Origin of the sequence: Rhizobium freirei PRF 81 (assembly GCF_000359745.1) — a bacterium.
Taxonomy (GTDB): Bacteria; Pseudomonadota; Alphaproteobacteria; order Rhizobiales; family Rhizobiaceae; genus Rhizobium; species Rhizobium freirei.
In genome coordinates this window covers 29,558-46,046 of record NZ_AQHN01000013.1, presented here as the reverse complement: position 1 = coordinate 46,046, position 16,489 = coordinate 29,558, and the positions used below count along the sequence as shown (strand labels likewise).

The window sequence follows — 16,489 nt, the reverse complement described above, 5'->3', positions numbered from 1 at the left end:
ACCCGTATTCTCTTGCACACAGGACATTTCTCTGGAAGGGCCCTACCTCAGACGCTTGCAGCGCGAAATTGCTGCAAGCGTAGAGGACTACGTTGATGCTTCAAACAGCGGGCGGCTCGCAGCTTGACAAACGCGAAATGACCGTATTTTAATCACGCATAAGATATGAGCAAGTGTGCTCGTCTTAATGACATGACTTCGATTGTCGAAGGGCAATAGCGCCCCACAACGCCCCGGCTTCCGGGATACGCGTTGTGGGTTTTTTGTTTTTGGGGAGGTACCATGCAGGCCGTCGTGAAGATCGGCATTCTCTACTCGACCACCGGGCCATACGGCTCGCTGGGGCGCGAGGCTCAGCTTGGCGCGGAGTTCGCACTTCACGATTACCGCCGGAACGGCGGTCAGAAAGCAGAGCTCGTCTTTTTCAATCCGCATGCGGATCTTGCTGCCTATCTCGAAGGCGCGCGCAGCCTGATGCGCGACAGCGGCTGCCGGCATATCGTCGGCACGATCACCTCGGCCGCACGCAAGGAAGTGATCCCGCTCGTTGAGAAGCATGATGGCCTGCTGTGGTACATGTGCCCCTACGAAGGGTTCGAGGCGAACGAAAACGTCATCTACATCGGCTCGTGCCCGAACCAGCATCTCATTCCGCTGTTCGAACACCTCATTCCGCGATACGGACCGCGCCCTTATCTCGTAGGTGCCAACTACGTCTGGGGCTGGGAGATGAACCGGCTTGCCCGCGAGCTGATCGTCAATGCGGGCGGAACCATCCTCGGCGAGCGCTACCTGCCGCTCGAGGAGACAGCGGTCGAACGCATCGTCGCAGACATTGCTGAGAAGCGGCCGAGCTTCATTCTCAATAATCTGATCGGCCCTTCGAGCTATGCCTTCCTGGCCGCAATTGCCGAACTCGGCAGGCGTGATCCCGCGTTCTTGCCGGAGAATTGCCCGGTCGCCAGCTGCGACCTGACGGAATGCGAATTGGCGGATATTGCCGGGGGTGCCATTGGCCAGCTCTCGGCGCTTTCCTATTTCGACGGCCTGAATACGAGTGAGAACGTCGACTTCAAAGCTCGTCTGAAAGCATGGCGGCCGGAGATGGGCAAAGTTTCCACCATCTTCGCAAGCTCCTACACTGCCGTCGCCCTTTGCATCGCCGCGATTGAAGCATCCGGCAGCGACGATCCCGTAATGGTGCGGCAGGAAGTCGTCTCTCGGTCGTGGCCGTCGGTGCTTGGCAACCTTGTGGTCGACCCGACGACGAACCATGCGGCCCTACCCTTCTATCTCGGGCGCATCAACGCGCAGCAGGGGTTCGATCTCATCGCCTCGGAACAGGCCATTCCCGCCGATCCCTATCTGATCACAAGCAGGCAGAAGCCCGCTCGGCATCTGCGGGTCGTGCAATCATGAACGGCACGCCCAACTTCGCCGGCTGGCATGTCACGCTCCTTGCAGAGGACGACACCAATACCGAGAGGCTGAACCGCCAGCTCATCGTCCTCGGTATGCGGGTGAACCGCCAATGGAGGCCCATTTCCGTCGACGACCTGCCGGATCTGGTCATCGTCGATGTCGACCGTGGATGGGATGAGCTGATCCCATGGAGCGGCGACGAGCCGCTACGCCCCGTCGTTGCCGTGCTCGGTTCGGAAGCACCCGGTCGCATCGCCTGGGCCATGCGCCAGGGCGCCGGCGCGATCATTCAAAAGCCGGTGACGGCATCTGCCGTCTTTCCCGCCCTCGTGCTGGCAGCTTCCATCCATGAGGAGCGCCTCAATGCAGCAAGGCGCATCGCCCATCTGGAGGAGCGCCTCAAGCTGCGACCGGTCGTCTTCACTGCAATCGAACGGTTGAAGGCCGAGCGCAAGGTCGATGACGAGGGCGCCTATGCGATCTTGAGAAATTGCGCCATGCGCCGGCGTCTTCCGGTCGAACAAATCGCCGCCTTTTTCCTGGTCGGCTCCGAAACACTCTCCGAGGTCGGCTGATGCGGGTACTCAAGGAACTTTGCCGACAACCCGCCGGGTTGTTCGGTCTCGTCATTGTCGTAACCGTCGTTGCGATGGCGATCGTGGCACCATGGCTTGCGCCTTTCGACCCTGATAACCAGATGTTCGACGGCCTGACCCTGGAAGGAGCGCCCATACCGCCGGGCGGGCAATTCCTGCTCGGCACCGACACGCTCGGCCGCGACCTGTTTTCGAGACTGCTGTTCGGCGCCAGGACGTCCCTGATCATCGGCCTCGTCGCAAACGGCGTCGCTGTGACGATCGGCCTCTTCGTCGGCGTCATGGCGGGCTATCTGCGCGGCTGGGCCGGCAGTCTGCTGATGCGCTTCACCGACCTGATGATGGCCTTTCCTGCGCTTCTGCTCGCCATCGTCCTTGCCGCAATCCTGAAGCCCAGCCTTTGGATCGTCGCCATGGTCATTGCGCTCGTGAACTGGGTGCAGGTGGCCCGCATCGTCTACACCGAGACACGCGCTCTGGTGGAACGTGACTTCATCATGGCCGAACGGGCTCTTGGCGCAGGCCATGCCCGCATCGTCGTCCTGCACATATTGCCGCATCTGGTGCCGACAGCCATCGTTTGGGGAACGCTCGGCATCGCAACGACCGTTCTTCTGGAGGCAACACTGTCCTTTCTCGGCGTCGGCGTGCAGCCGCCACAACCGTCCTGGGGCAACATCATCTTCGAGAGCCAGAGCTATTTCCAGGCAGCCCCTTGGCTCGTCTTCTTCCCCGGCGCGGTCATTCTGCTGACGGCCCTTGCTTTCAATCTCGTCGGTGACGCGCTGCGCGACATTCTCGATCCGACCCAGAGGGGCAGAGGCTGATGCTGAACGTACTTGCAAGACGCCTCGTTCAATCGGCGCTCATCCTTCTCGGCGTCGCCGCCATTACCTTCATCCTGCTCTATGCACTGCCGGCCGACCCGGCGCGCATGATCGCCGGCCGCAGTGCCACACCACAGACGGTGGACAATATCCGGCGCGAGCTCGGTCTCGATCAGCCGCTGCTCGCGCAATTCATGCACTATCTGAACGGCCTGCTGCATGGCGACCTCGGCCGCTCCTATGCGCAAAAAACGCAAGTTATGACCCTCATCCTGGCCCGCCTGCCAGCGACGATCACCTTGATGGCGGCAGGCATCTTCGTGGAAGTGCTGCTTGGCCTGACGCTCGGCATCATCGCAGCGCTCGATCGCGGCGGCCCGACCGACCGGCTCGTCATGGCGTCTGCCTTCGTCGGCGTCTCCGCCCCGCAATTCGTCGTCGCACTGCTTCTGCTCTATCTCTTCGCGGCCACGCTCGGCTGGTTCCCGATGAGCGGCTACGGCAGCTTCTCCAACATCGTGCTGCCAGCCGCCACGCTCGGCCTTCTCGGCGCCGGCTGGTATGCCCGCATGGTTCGTTCCGCCATGATCGATGTGCTGAACCAGGATTTCATCCGCACGGCTCGTGCCAAAGGCCTCTCCGGGCGGCGCATTATCCTGCGCCATGCCCTGCCCAACGCCATCCTGCCGATCATTGCCATGATCGGCATCGACATCGGCCAGTTCATGGGCGGCGTGGTGGTGGTGGAAGCCGTTTATGGCTGGCCGGGCATCGGCCAGCTGGCCTGGCAGGCGATCCAGCAGGTCGACATCCCGATCATCATGGGCGTCACGCTCACCTCCGCGCTCGCCATCATTCTCGGCAACCTCGCTGCCGACCTTATCGCACCGCTTATCGATCCACGCATTCGTTCGCATTGAATCACACCAAGAAGGGGAACTAATCTATGTTCAAAAGCTGGTTACTCAGAACGACGACGGCTGCCATGCTGGCCTTCACGCCGCTGGCCGGCCATGCCTCCGATCAGCCCGCCCAGGGCGGCAGCATCACCGTCACCTACAAGGACGACATTACCACGCTCGATCCGGCCATCGGCTATGACTGGGTGAACTGGTCGATGATCAAGAGCCTGTTTTCCCGTCTGATGGACTACGAACCAGGCACCGCGAAGCTCGTCCCATCGCTGGCCGAAAGCTTCACCGTCTCCCCGGACGGCCTGACCTATACCTTCAAGCTGCACAAGGGCGTGAAGTTCTCGAATGGACGCGAGATCGTCGCTTCCGACGTCAAATATTCGATCGAGCGCGCGGTCAACCCGAAGACGCAAGGTCCCGGCGCTGGCTTCTTCGGTGCGATCAAGGGTTATGAGGATATGGCCGCCGGCAAGGCCGACAACCTTCCGGGCATCGAAGCTCCGGATGCGGGCACCGTCGCCTTCCATCTGAGCCGCCCCGACGCGACCTTCCTGCATGTGCTGGCGATCAACTTCGCCTCGGTCGTGCCGAAGGAAGCCGTAGAGGCCGCAAACGGCGACTTCGGCAAGAAGCCGGTCGGCTCCGGCACCTTCATCCTGAAGGACTGGACCATCGGACAGAAGCTCGTCTTCGAGCGTAACAAGGACTACTTCGCCAAGGGTGTTCCGCATGTCGACAGCTTCACCGTCGAAGTCGGCCAGGAACCGCTCGTCGCGCTTCTGCGCCTGCAGAAAGGCGAGGTCGATATCGTCGGCGACGGCATTCCGCCGGCCAAATTCCTGGAAATCAAGAATTCCCCCGACGGCGCGAACATGATCGTCGACGGCGAACAGCTACATACCGGCTACATCACGCTCAACACCAAGGTAAAGCCGTTCGACAATCTGAAAGTCCGCGAGGCCGTCAACATGGCCGTCAACAAGGATCGCATCACGCGAATCCTGAACGGCCGCGCGACATCGGCAAATCAGGTCCTGCCGCCGCTGATGCCGGGCTACGACAAGTCGTTCCAGGGCTTTGCTTATGATGCGAAGAAGGCAAAGGCATTGCTTGCCGAGGCCGGCTATCCCGATGGCTTCTCGACCGTGCTCTATTCGACCAACACCGATCCGCAACCGCGCATCGCACAGTCGATCCAACAGGATCTGGCGGCGATCGGCATCAAGGCCGAGGTCCGCGCGCTTGCCCAGGCCAACGTCATCTCCGCTGGCGGCACCGAAGGCGAAGCGCCGATGATTTGGTCGGGCGGCATGGCCTGGATCGCCGACTTCCCGGATGCGTCCAACTTCTACGGCCCGATCCTCGGTTGCTCTGGTGCCGTTCCGGGTGGCTGGAACTGGTCGTGGTACTGCAACAAGGCCCTGGACGAACGCGCCGTCGCGGCCGACTCCATGTCGGATCCGGCCAAGGTTGCCGAGCGTCAGGCGGCCTGGGGCAAGATCTTCACCGACATCATGGCCGATGCCCCTTGGGTGCCCGTCATCAACGAGCGCCGCGTGGTCGCCAAGTCGCTGCGCATGGGCGGCTCGGGCAACATCTATGTCGATCCGACCCGCGTCATCAACTACGACGCGATCTTCGTGAAGCAATAAGCCAAGAAGACGACCAATCCGTCTCCCTCGCCGCGCGCAAGGGAGACCGGCCAATGCCAGCGGAATTGAACTCGGAGACCATCATGTGCATCGCCTGCACCCACACTATTCATCGCGCGCAGCATCATTTCGGCTGGAACAAGGACTTTCCGCCGGCGCTGACGGCCAAGCCCGGCGAAACCATCCTGTTCGAATGCATGGATTCATCGGGTGGCCAGATGGGCGCAGATGCGACGCTGGAAACGCTCGTCAATCTCGACTTCGCCAAGATCAATCCCGTCTCCGGTCCGGTCTATGTGGAAGGCGCCAAGCCCGGCGACGCCCTCAAGGTAACCATCTGCAAGTTTCACCCGATCGGTCACGGCTGGACGGCGAATATTCCGGGCTTCGGACTCCTCGCCGACCAGTTCAAGGACCCGGCGCTGCATGTCTGGAAGTATGACAGCGTCACCATGGCGCCTTCAGCATTTGGCCCGGGCGGTCGCGTGCCCCTGAAGCCGTTTACGGGAACAATCGGCGTGGCACCGGCAGAACCTGGCCTCCACTCCGTTCTTCCGCCCCGTCGCGTCGGCGGCAATTTGGACATCCGTGATCTGACGGCGGGCGTCACGCTCTATCTGCCGATCGAAACGGAAGGCGCACTTTTCTCGGTCGGCGACACGCATGCCGCGCAGGGCGACGGCGAAGTTTGCGGCACGGCCATCGAAAGCCAGATGAATGTCGAGTTGACGCTCGACCTGGTCAAAGGCGCCAACCTCCAGACCCCGCGCTTTACGACCACCGAACCCGTCACGCGACATCTCGACGGCGCCGGCTACGAAGTGACGACCGGTATCGGCCCGGATCTGATGACCGGTGCGAAGGAAGCCGTCATGCGCATGATCGACCTGCTTGCGGCCGAACATGGCCTCAATCCGGTCGATGCCTACATGCTCTGCTCGGTTTGCGGTGATCTGCGGATCAGCGAAATCGTCGATATGCCCAACTGGGTTGTTTCCTTCTATTTTCCAAGGATTGTCTTCGCGTGAGCAATCAAAGCGCCCGTTCAGCGGTTCTCTCCGTCCGCAACCTGAGCGTCGATGCTAGAACGCCGGAAGGGTTGAAGCGCATCCTCGATGAGGTGAGCTTCGACCTCGAGCCCGGCAAGACGCTTTGCCTTGCGGGCGAGTCCGGATCGGGGAAGTCGGTGACATCCCTGTCAATCATGGGCTTGCTCCCCAAGGCTTCGCTGAAGGTCGCATCGGGCGAGATCCTGCTGGAGGGGCGCAATATCGTCGGCATTCCGCACCGCGCCCTTCGTCAGATCCGCGGAGGCGAAGTGGCGATGATCTTTCAGGAGCCGATGACCTCGCTCAATCCGGTCATGACGATCGGCGCGCAGCTTATCGAAGCCATTCGCGAGCATCAGGCTGACATTGCCGGCGATGCCACGAAGATTGCAAAATCGATGCTGGATGCCGTCCATATCAGCGACGCGGCCAAGCGCTTGACCCAATATCCTTACGAGCTCTCCGGCGGCATGCGCCAGCGTGTCATGATCGCCATGGCCCTGTCATGCCGTCCGAAAGTGCTGATCGCCGACGAGCCGACCACGGCGCTCGACGTTACGGTGCAAGCGCAGATCTTGACGCTGATGCGCGAGCTTCGCGACGAATTCAACACGTCGATCCTGCTGATTACCCATGACATGGGTGTCGTCGCCGAGATGGCCGATCGTGTCGCGATCATGCAGCATGGCCGCATCGTGGAACAGGGTGATGCGCTAGACGTCTTCGGCAAACCCGGCCAGGCCTACACGCGCGAGCTGCTGGCCGCCGTGCCGCGCCTTGGCACGCATGCCGGCACCGACGAGCCACCACGCATTTCGAATGCTCCCAAGATGACCGCGCCGGCCGCTCCGATCGTCGAGGTCGAAAAGCTGAGCGTGACCTATGGCGGCAAGGCGGGATTGTTCGGCAAAGACAAAACCACCGCCCCCACTGTCGACGAGGTATCCTTCACGATCAAGGCCGGTCAGACGCTCGGGCTGGTAGGTGAGAGCGGATCGGGCAAGTCCACCACGGGCAAAGCCATTCTCAATCTCATCGGTTTTACCGGTAGCGTGAAAATCGAGGGCCGCGAGGTTCATGGGCTTTCCGCCACGAAGATGCAGCCGGTGCGCCGTGCGGCGCAGATGATCTTTCAAGATCCCTATGCCTCGCTCGATCCGCGCATGAGCGTCGGCTCGGCGATCGCAGAGCCGCTCGTCATCCACAATGTGGGCAATGCATCCGAGCGAAAGGATCGCATCACGGCGTTGTTGAAGCGCGTCGGACTGACGTCGGACGCCGCAAGCCGCTATCCGCACGAGTTTTCCGGCGGCCAACGTCAGCGCATCTGCATCGCGCGAGCGCTGGCGCTCGAACCGAAGCTGATCGTTGCCGATGAGAGCGTGGCCGCACTCGACGTTTCGGTGCGCGCGCGCGTTCTCGACCTCATGCTCGAGTTGCAGGAACAGATGGGACTTGCCTATCTCTTCATTTCGCATGACATGGCCGTCATCGAGAAGATGTCGCATCACGTCGCCGTCATGCGCGGCGGACGAATCGTGGAAATGGGCACGCGCCGGCAGGTGTTCGAAAATTCGAGCGACGATTACACGCGAAACCTGATGGCTGCCGTTCCGATACCGGATCCCGCGCACTATCGGCAGGCGCGCCAGAGATGGCGGCAAGCGATCCAGTCATAGCGATACGACGCGCCGGCATCATCGCCGGTGCCATCATTCGATCATGAAAGTCGAATCCGAAGAGATTATCCCGGCAAACCGAAATCCTGGATATCAGTGCTGGCTGTCGGGGATGACGACGCGCATGCCGTCGGTGACGCCGTTCATGAGGATCTGACAGCTGAGGCGGCTATTGGCCTTCGGCTCCATAACGAACTCGATCATGTCAGCCTCTTCCTCCGAAGGCAGCGGCAGGAGATCGAGATGGGCCTCGTCGATATAGCAATGACAGGTGCCGCAGGCCAAGGCTCCCCCGCATTGCGCGACGATACCATCGATACCGCTTCTGACCGCGACGGCCATCAGCGTCTCGCCATCTTCTGCACTCACACGCGTCTCCCGGCCGGCGGAATCGACGAACACGACTTCACTCATTGCATTCTCCATGCTTTCGATAAACCCGTTCAGGCGGCAATAAGACGGATGTTGAGGCGCTGGGGCCCGCGAACCGACAGCCCGCGCTTGTAGGCCGGACGCTCGTCCAGCAGTTCGATGGAACGGGTGCGCTGGAGCAGCGTCGAGAAGATGATCTCCATGTCCAGCCGGGCAAGGTGATTGCCGAGACAGAAATGCGCGCCGCCGCCGAAGGCCAGATGCCGGTTGGGGGTCCGCTCGATATTGAACAGATCAGGCGCCTCGAACTGCTCAGGATCGCGGTTGGCTGCGCCATAGAGCAAGCCGACCTTGGTGCCTTTCGGCAAGCTCTTACCGGCAATGATCTTGTCTTCGGTCAGATAGCGATGAAAGAACGGCAGCGGCGATTCGAACCGGAACATTTCCTGAATGGCGGTCGGCATGACGGCCGGCGTATCCCTGAGCTTGGCTAGGGCGTCGGGATACTGCAAAAGCGCGTGCATTCCGCTGCCGAGCACGTCGATCGTCGAGCCATGGCCGGCCATCAGGATCAGCATACAGGTGGAAACGAGCTCGTCTTCGGTCATCTCGCCGCTCGTGTAAGCCTGCGTCAGCCGACAGAGAAGGTCTTCGCGCGGGTTGCGCACACGATCGGCAATGAGTTCCTTCAGCAGTTCGTAGAACTCCGTCGTCGCACGCTCGGCAATGGCCTTGCGCTCGGCGCTGCGGTCGACGTCGAAATATTGCACGACCTCTTCCGACCATTTCCGCAGCTGCCCCGCATATTCCTCCGGTACGCCGAGAACCGAGCCGATGATATGGCCCGGCACCTGCGAGGCGAGATCCTCGACGAAATCGATGGTTCCAACCTCGAGCAACCGATCGAGCAGCTTGTCGACGAAATCCTGGATCATTCCGCGCTGTCGCGCGACGAGGGCCGGGGTAAATTCACGGAAGACCTTGCGCCGCAGGCGGTCATGCGTTTCGCCATCGGAATCCAGCAGGCTGAACTGCACGAAGCGCGAATGGTTCGGCATGTCGTGCCAGTTCAGGCGAACCTTCTCCTCCTCTATCTCCTTGGGCGAGAGGAAGAACTCCATCGAACGCACCAGCGTCTTGTCGGCGGCGGCCGCGGCAACATCCTGATAGCGCGACAGCAGCCATATATCGAAATGCTCGTAATAGACCGGTCCGGGGCTGGCGCGCAGCTCGCTATAGGATGTATAGGGATCATCCGCGAAGGCCTTTGAGAGCGGATCAAATACGGGGCTCGCCGTCATCACCTGGATCTCCTCTATTCCGGTTCAAGAACGGTAGAATAGCCGCTCTCCGAACAGAAAGACATGGATGCGAACCGCAGCCATATGGATAAAACTCTCATCCTCGGATACGATCCGATCATCATGATCGACGATGCAGCCCGGGCGGAAATCCGCCCCCTCGATGAAGTCTTCTTCCAAACGCCGGGCCGGCTGTCCCGCGCCTTGCCCTATTCGCTTCTTGCCGCCGGACGGCGGATCTGCACGCCTGCGGAAGCGCCGATCGCCCACCGCTTCAACCAGCACACGCTGATCCTCACTCTCAACGGGAAAGGCGTGCTTGATATTAGCGGGCGACCAAATCTGCTACCGGAGAGAACCGTCGCATGGCTCGATTCCTCGATGCTCTATTCGCATGGCTGCGAGCCGCGCTGCACCCACTGGTCCTATCTCTGGCTCGGCTTCGTCGGGCAAGGATTGGACACCCTCTTCGATAACCTCGGAGTGGGCATGAATCCGGTCTTTGGAACGGCGGCCCAACATGATCTGCAGCCGCTGTTCGAGAACATTCTAAGCGAAGTGGAAGGAAGCAGCTTCCTGGCCGACAGCCGATGTTTTGCACTACTCGCCCAGCTGATTTCGACGCTAATTTCCGAGCGCGCCGATGGCGGCGATCTCAGCAGCGCGGTGCAGCGGCTGCAGCGCACGGTGGAAATGGTAAGGGCAGATCTCTCGCATCCCTGGAGCGTGGCAGAACTCGCGGATGCGGCCAATTTGAGCCAGGCGCAGCTGTTTCGCCGCTTCCGCCAGAGAATGGGAACGACGCCGCTCGACTGGCTGCGCCACGAGCGCGTCAATGCCGCCAAACGGCTGCTCGTGGTCACTGAAGATCAGATCGGAAGGATAGCTGCCAAATGCGGCTATCCCGATCCGTTCCATTTTGCGCGCGACTTCAAGAGATTGGCGGGCGTTACGCCCAGCGAATTCCGGCAACAGGGACAGAACGCAAGAAAGCGAGAACCCAGATAGTGCTCCGCACCTCTATTCGCGCTCCTGTCTCATCGGCTTGCATGATATCGCAAAGCCCGCCGTATATTATGGTATTGCTTGGACCATCAGGCTGGGCATCCCTCCCGAGGATAGAAGAGTGATCACTGAACAAAGCGTCCTGCGTATATCCATCATCGTGACATTCGTTCTTGCAGCAGCCGGCATCGTCTTCGGGCTTTTGTCCGGTTCTTACGCCATCGTCTTCGACGGCGTCTACGCTCTGACGGATGCGATCATGACGATCGTCGCGCTGATCGTTTCCAATCTGATCATTGCCGCGGCAACGAATAGCGCAAACACCGGCCGGTTCATCAAACATTTCACCATGGGTTTCTGGCATCTGGAACCCATGGTCCTCGGCCTCAACGGCATCCTGCTGACCGGTGCCGCCATCTATGCGTTGATCAACGCCATCGGCAGCATCATGGCCGGCGGCAGGCACCTCTCCTTCGACCATGCCATCATCTATGCGGTGCTGACGATGATCATTGCCTTCTTCATGGCAGCCTATGGCAGAAGAGCGAACAAGACGCTCGGCTCCAATTTCATCGCGCTTGACGCCAAAGCCTGGGTCATGACCGGCAGCCTCAGCGCGGCCCTGCTCCTCGCCTTCGTCTTCGGCTTCGCCATTCAAGGAACGGCGCTGCAATGGATGTCGCCCTATGTCGACCCGGTGGCGCTCGCCATCGTATGCCTCGTCGTCATCCCCATGCCGCTCGGAACGATCAAACAGGCATTCGCGGACATATTGCTCGTGACGCCGGCCGCCCTGAAGGAACATGTCGACCGCGTCGCTGCTGACGTCGTCCACCGCTACAACTTCGACTATTACCGCTCTTATGTCGCCCGGGTTGGGCGCGGCAAGCAGATCGAGCTCTACTTCATCGCCCCGAGGGATGGGCCGGCAAAAAAGCTCGAGGAATGGGATCAGATCCGCGACGAGATCGGCGAAGCGATCGGCGATGAAAGCCCGGATCGCTGGCTGACGATCGCCTTCACGACCGATCCCGAATGGGCAGACTAACCTTGAGGATGTCGGCGCGTTGCCGCCATCAGCCCGCCCTCATGGGCACCCACCTGATCGGTGAGCCGGTAATACTCTTCTGCCAGCGACTTAAGCACGCGTGCTAGGCATTTCCTGCGTCGATACCCGAGGTACTCGCCGCTCTCACAGATTTCTGCCGGTCGACACGGCGCGCGAAGCCTTGCACATAGGCGGTCAGGGGCTTTTCGATAAATTTGAAGAGTGCAAGAGCAAATATGGCGGCGGCGATCGCTCCGCACGCAACGAAAAGACCGAGAGGAAGATGATCGCCGACGAACTTCGCCCAGACGGCACGCAGCGGCCGCAGGATAAAAGGGTGAGAGAGATATAGACTATAGGAGGCGTCCCCGAGCGCGACGCCGCACAAGACCAGCCTGTTGGCGGGCAGCGCCGGCCCGATTGCCGCACCGAGGACGAACAGCGCAGCCGGCACACCACTCCGCAGGAATTGCGGCAGGGCCGCATCGTCCCAAGTCGTGGAGAAGCGCACGAAGCCGAGGAGCCCGACGGCCATCAGTCCAAGCGCCGCCCAGCCCCCGACGCGTCGGCCACTGCGGAAGATCAGAGCGACATAGACGCCGAACAAGAACTCGAGGATGATGGGGCTCGTCCAGAAAGCCAGCTGCACCTGCTGCGGATCAACCAGGTTGCCGATAAGCGCGAGCCCCATCATCAGCGCCGACAGCCAGAGGATTCCGAGCCGGATCGGCAGGATAAGCGCCAGCGCAAAGAACACGTAGAACAGCATTTCGTAATTCAGGGTCCAGCCCAGCGCGAGTACGGGCCTGATCTCGTCCACACCACGTCCGGAGGGAATGAAGAGGTAGGATGCCAATACATGCTGGATGCCGCCGATTGGAACATTGAGCAGCGAGGGCGCGATGGCAGCACCGAGCAGCAGAATGCTGGTCAACAGCCAGTAAAGCGGGATGACCCGCGCGCAGCGGCGCAGGAAGAAACGCAACGGTGCACCGCCTTTGCCGAATTCGACGGCGGCGGTATGGGTCATGATAAAACCCGACAGGACGAAGAATATGTCGACCCCGAAACCGAGATTCCATGTGGAGCCATCGAGAGGCACGCGCCCGGCCACGTCAGCCAGACTTGCGGTCTCGTGCATGGCATGGGCAACCACGACGGCAAAAGCCGCGAGCGCGCGCAGAAGCTGGAGATTGGGAATCTTGCCGGATGGCGCGCCAGCCTTAATGTTGCTGCCGGCATCCCGACCACTGGCTATTGTTCGATAAGGTTCCACCAGAAATCCCAGTATCTATTCCCTTGGATCTCTATTTCGTACCCCTTGCGATATAACAACTCGTCGCCGCGCATAGAAATTGGCGGCTTTGCTTGAAAATATAGTTATTCTTGCATTAATCGCCCTCAAAGCCAGTGTGGGCGAGTGGCTGGAGGCCACCGAATCCCGCCAAGTGCCGGAGCGGGATATTTCGGCCCTTAGGCGCCGGCAAGGATGACGTGGGCCTGAATTTTGGCGGCAACCTCGCCGCTGCCATGTCTGTCTGCGATCGCGGCTGCGACGTAGTCAGTTGCAGCCGTCAGTCGCCCGGCTTCCCTGGCCTCTATTTCATTGCGAAGAAGAGTCCCATGACAATAGGCGACCGCTGGAAAGCGCGGTGAGGACGCACGGCTCTCTTCGGTTCTCGTTTCGATCGCCACATCAGAGAAACCGGCACCATCCAGATCGCTGCGGATCTGGCCGGCATCATGATAGCCATACGGCGTGCGCGCCAGAAAGCGCGGCGGATCGTCCGGAAAAATCCGGGCGAGTGCGTTCGTCACGTCATCTGCAAATGCGTTCTCCTCGAGGCGATCCCACACGTTGAACAGAAAATGCCCTCCGGCTTTCAGGACGCGCTTTGCTTCGCGATAGGCAGCCATACGATCGGGGAAGAACATCGCGCCGAATTGGCAAAGGACGAGATCGAAGGCCGCGTCTTCGAACGGCAGCGTCAGCGCATCCGCTTGTCTCCATGTGATGCGGCTGTCAGGAGGCTGCCGCGAAGCCGCATAGTCGAGCATCGGCGGGTTAAGGTCGGTGACGACATAGCTTGCGCCGGGAGACAGCATTGGCGCCAAGGCGCGGGTGACAACCCCCGTGCCGGCGGCAACCTCCAGGACGGCGCTCGGCGCCAAAGACGCTGCTCGTCTCGCAATATCTGCGGCGTAAGGCTCGAAAATCAATGGCACCATATAGCGGTCGTAATTTTCCGGAATCGAGCCTGCGAATACCCTGTCAGCCTCCAGCATCGCCATCCCCCTGCGCATATGACGGGCTGTACATTAGCATGTCACGACGGGCGCGTCATTCGGCGTCTCAGAGATGCAATCGCGTGGAGCCGATCCGTTCAGCCCGTTTCGCCGCGCGCAAGCACATCCAATAGCTGGCTGGTATTGTCGATCGAAAACTGCACCCGCTCGCCTGGCCAAACCGATTCCGAATAGGAGATCGGCGTGCCCTTGAGATCGACGTCGACCTTTCTCAGCGCCACGACCGGCTGTGACGTCGATTGAGATAGCTGCTTGGCCTCCTCGCCTGTCGGCAGGCGGACGATGATGTCGGTGCGCAGACGGATGTAGTCGGGGACACCGTATTCTGCCAGAATGAGCGTCACGCTTCTCCCGCTGCGCCGCGCCTCGTCAAAACCGGGAAAACGGCGTACAGGATAATAGGCGTGCGAATAGTTGATCGGCTCCTCGTCGGCAAAACCGCGCCTGACAATGTGGTAGACCGGCTCGCCATGCGGAAGCCGCAACGCTTCGGCGATCAGCTCGGAAGCAGGAACCACTTCCTCATGGATGGCCTGCCCCAGCGGCTCCCTGCCCTGATCCAGCAGGTTCTGGGAAAATCGTGTGCGTTCCGACAGGCGGTAGTCGAGGCGGCTGTCCCGCACGAAGGTTCCGCGCCCCTGCTCGACCAAAACCAACCCACGGCTTTCGAGGCGGGAAATCGCGCGGCGTATGGTATGGCGCCCAACGCCGAACCGCTCCATCAGATCCGCTTCCGTCGGAAGCTGGGCCTTGGGCGACAGGCGGCCGGTCAGAATATCCTCGGCGATATCGCTCTCGACCTGTTGCCATTGCCCATGCAGCAGTTTTCTTTCCATGTTTACTCATCCGAGTTTATTGATGTCATTCGAATGTCATATATCGGCTCCAGCATTGCTTTTCAATCTCCGTCCCGTGATTGGCACCCGCTGGATAATTGCTGAAACGAAATTCGCTTCTGATCTTTTACCGTTAGGCCATCAGATCTTCATATGCGTGTCACCTGCCGTCACTAGATAAATATTCGGATGTTTTATTAATCATTCGAATATTGAGGATATGATGGTGGCGCTTAATCGTCGGCAATTCATCGCGGGCACGACCGCAGTCATCGGCACATCGATCGCAATGACCGACAAGGCTCGGTCAGCCGATGCGACCATCGAGATTTCCAGCACATGGGGCGCCGACAAGCCCTTCCAGAAGGTCGTCGATGCCTTCAACGCAAAAAATCTCGGCGTAACGGTCACCAACCGGTTCGATGGCGACTATGAAGCCGTTACCGCCAAGGCTGTCGCCAGCGTTGCGGCCGGCCGCCCTCCGGCCATGATGGTCACCGGCTGGAAGTTCGGCTATTTCGCCAAGCGCACGCTCGGCGCCCGCGACCTGCGTGAGATCAACGCCGCAAAGGCAGAAGCAATTCTGGCCAATTTCCGTCCCTCCGTACTGCCGCTCGTCACCGTCGATGGCGCGGTCATCGGCCTTCCCTGGGCGATGTCGACGCCGATCACCTATATCAACAGCGAAATGTGGAAGGCCGCGGGTCTCGATCCCAACCTGCCGGAAACACCGGATACAAAGTGGCTCTACGAGAGTGCACGCAAGCTCGATGCAGCCCTGAAAGGGAAGCATCTGACCTACCGTTCGCCGATCTCGCTTTCCAACAACGAATGGACGAGCCAGTCCTTCATCCAGAATGCCGGCGGCTTCATCATAAATCCCGATGGCAAGCTGTCCCTGAATAGCCCGGAAGCGATTGCCGGCATGACGGAGTATTGCGCGCCCGCTCATGAAGGTCTTTGGCTGCCCGTCAGCGACAAGGAACAAGTCGCCGCATTCCAGTCCGGCGCGCTTGCCATCTGCACGACCAGTTCGACGGCGGCCATTACCTTCCCGTTCGGCGAGGCGAAGGCCGTCACGACCAAATTCCCCGGTCTCCCAGGGCGTCCGCGCAAGATGAACAGCGGTGGTAATTTCCTCGCCGTCTACACGCATAACAAGGAACAGGCGGAGGCTTCGCTCGCCTTCCTCGAATTCTGCGCTTCGAAGGAAGGGCAGGCGCTGTGGTCCCAGACCGGCTATCTCAATACGTCGAAGCACGACATTCCGCTGATCAACGAGTTCATGAAGCCCGCAGCCGCACAGCTGGCGGACGGTTTGACCGCAGAAACGATCTGGCCGGGTAAGCGTGGCCTCGAGGGTCAGGCGGTTTGGCGCAAGTGGGTTTCGCGCATGCTGCTCAAGGAAACGACGGTTGCAGATGGCATCAAGGGCGCTCACGACGAACTTGCAGGACTGATTTCGGCATAGGCTCCGTATC

15 protein-coding genes are annotated in these 16,489 nt (G+C 60.5%); 10 read left to right on the top strand and 5 right to left on the bottom strand.

Annotation, left to right across the window (positions count from 1 at the left end; translation table 11 throughout):
- Positions 1 to 282 precede the first annotated feature (282 nt).
- The 7 genes from RHSP_RS05815 to RHSP_RS05785 all read left to right on the top strand — a co-directional run bounded on the left by RHSP_RS05815 (position 283) and on the right by RHSP_RS05785 (position 8,139).
- Positions 283 to 1,419: a transporter substrate-binding protein gene (locus tag RHSP_RS05815; protein ID WP_037149921.1), complete on the top strand. Its 1,137-nt coding sequence runs from the start codon at positions 283 to 285 to the stop codon at positions 1,417 to 1,419.
- Entirely contained in the window at positions 1,416 to 1,997 is a 582-nt protein-coding gene (locus RHSP_RS05810; protein ID WP_004110498.1) for an ANTAR domain-containing response regulator, read from the top strand. Before RHSP_RS05815 ends, RHSP_RS05810 begins: the two co-directional genes overlap by 4 nt.
- Positions 1,997 to 2,845 carry an ABC transporter permease gene (locus RHSP_RS05805; RefSeq protein WP_004110496.1) on the top strand — a complete coding sequence of 283 codons (849 nt, stop codon included), beginning with the start codon at positions 1,997 to 1,999 and terminating at the stop codon, positions 2,843 to 2,845. The genes RHSP_RS05810 and RHSP_RS05805 overlap by 1 nt, the downstream gene beginning before the upstream one ends.
- The gene (locus RHSP_RS05800) at positions 2,845 to 3,765 is read left to right on the top strand and encodes an ABC transporter permease (RefSeq protein ID WP_004110494.1); all 921 of its coding nucleotides are present in this window, start codon (positions 2,845 to 2,847) and stop codon (positions 3,763 to 3,765) included. Before RHSP_RS05805 ends, RHSP_RS05800 begins: the two co-directional genes overlap by 1 nt.
- 26 nt (positions 3,766 to 3,791) lie before the next feature.
- Positions 3,792 to 5,411: an ABC transporter substrate-binding protein gene (locus RHSP_RS05795; protein WP_004110492.1), complete on the top strand. Its 1,620-nt coding sequence runs from the start codon at positions 3,792 to 3,794 to the stop codon at positions 5,409 to 5,411.
- 83 nt (positions 5,412 to 5,494) lie between these two features.
- Entirely contained in the window at positions 5,495 to 6,439 is a 945-nt protein-coding gene (locus RHSP_RS05790; protein WP_037150038.1) for an acetamidase/formamidase family protein, read from the top strand.
- Positions 6,436 to 8,139, top strand: coding sequence for an ABC transporter ATP-binding protein (locus RHSP_RS05785; protein WP_004110481.1), 1,704 nt, complete (start codon positions 6,436 to 6,438; stop codon positions 8,137 to 8,139). Before RHSP_RS05790 ends, RHSP_RS05785 begins: the two co-directional genes overlap by 4 nt.
- Before the next feature lie 93 nt (positions 8,140 to 8,232).
- On the opposite strand, the gene RHSP_RS05780 is transcribed toward RHSP_RS05785, so the two are convergent.
- Positions 8,233 to 8,553 (bottom strand): 2Fe-2S iron-sulfur cluster-binding protein, encoded by a 321-nt coding sequence (locus tag RHSP_RS05780; protein WP_004110477.1) that lies wholly within the window; start codon positions 8,551 to 8,553, stop codon positions 8,233 to 8,235.
- 29 nt (positions 8,554 to 8,582) lie between these two features.
- Complete coding sequence (locus RHSP_RS05775; protein WP_004110474.1) at positions 8,583 to 9,812, bottom strand: cytochrome P450; 1,230 nt, start codon at positions 9,810 to 9,812, stop codon at positions 8,583 to 8,585.
- 84 nt (positions 9,813 to 9,896) lie between these two features.
- Between RHSP_RS05775 and RHSP_RS05770 the strand changes: the two genes are divergently transcribed.
- Positions 9,897 to 10,820: a helix-turn-helix transcriptional regulator gene (locus RHSP_RS05770; protein WP_240535369.1), complete on the top strand. Its 924-nt coding sequence runs from the start codon at positions 9,897 to 9,899 to the stop codon at positions 10,818 to 10,820.
- A 118-nt stretch (positions 10,821 to 10,938) separates the two neighbouring features.
- A complete protein-coding gene (locus tag RHSP_RS05765) occupies positions 10,939 to 11,865 on the top strand; it encodes a cation diffusion facilitator family transporter (RefSeq protein ID WP_037149916.1) in 927 nt (308 codons plus the stop codon).
- Between the two features lie 103 nt (positions 11,866 to 11,968).
- Here RHSP_RS05765 and RHSP_RS05760 read toward each other — a convergent pair whose 3' ends face one another.
- The 3 genes from RHSP_RS05760 to phnF all read right to left on the bottom strand — a co-directional run bounded on the left by RHSP_RS05760 (position 11,969) and on the right by phnF (position 15,008).
- A complete protein-coding gene (locus RHSP_RS05760; RefSeq protein ID WP_004110468.1) occupies positions 11,969 to 13,141 on the bottom strand; it encodes an acyltransferase family protein in 1,173 nt (390 codons plus the stop codon).
- A gap of 197 nt (positions 13,142 to 13,338) precedes the next feature.
- On the bottom strand, positions 13,339 to 14,151 hold the full coding sequence (locus RHSP_RS05755) for a class I SAM-dependent methyltransferase (RefSeq protein ID WP_004110466.1): 813 nt from the start codon (positions 14,149 to 14,151) through the stop codon (positions 13,339 to 13,341).
- A 98-nt stretch (positions 14,152 to 14,249) separates the two neighbouring features.
- Entirely contained in the window at positions 14,250 to 15,008 is a 759-nt protein-coding gene (gene phnF / locus RHSP_RS05750; RefSeq protein WP_004110464.1) for a phosphonate metabolism transcriptional regulator PhnF, read from the bottom strand.
- 226 nt (positions 15,009 to 15,234) lie between these two features.
- Here phnF and RHSP_RS05745 point away from each other — a divergent pair, with 226 nt between their 5' ends.
- Positions 15,235 to 16,479 (top strand): extracellular solute-binding protein, encoded by a 1,245-nt coding sequence (locus RHSP_RS05745; protein ID WP_157385296.1) that lies wholly within the window; start codon positions 15,235 to 15,237, stop codon positions 16,477 to 16,479.
- Positions 16,480 to 16,489 lie beyond the last annotated feature (10 nt).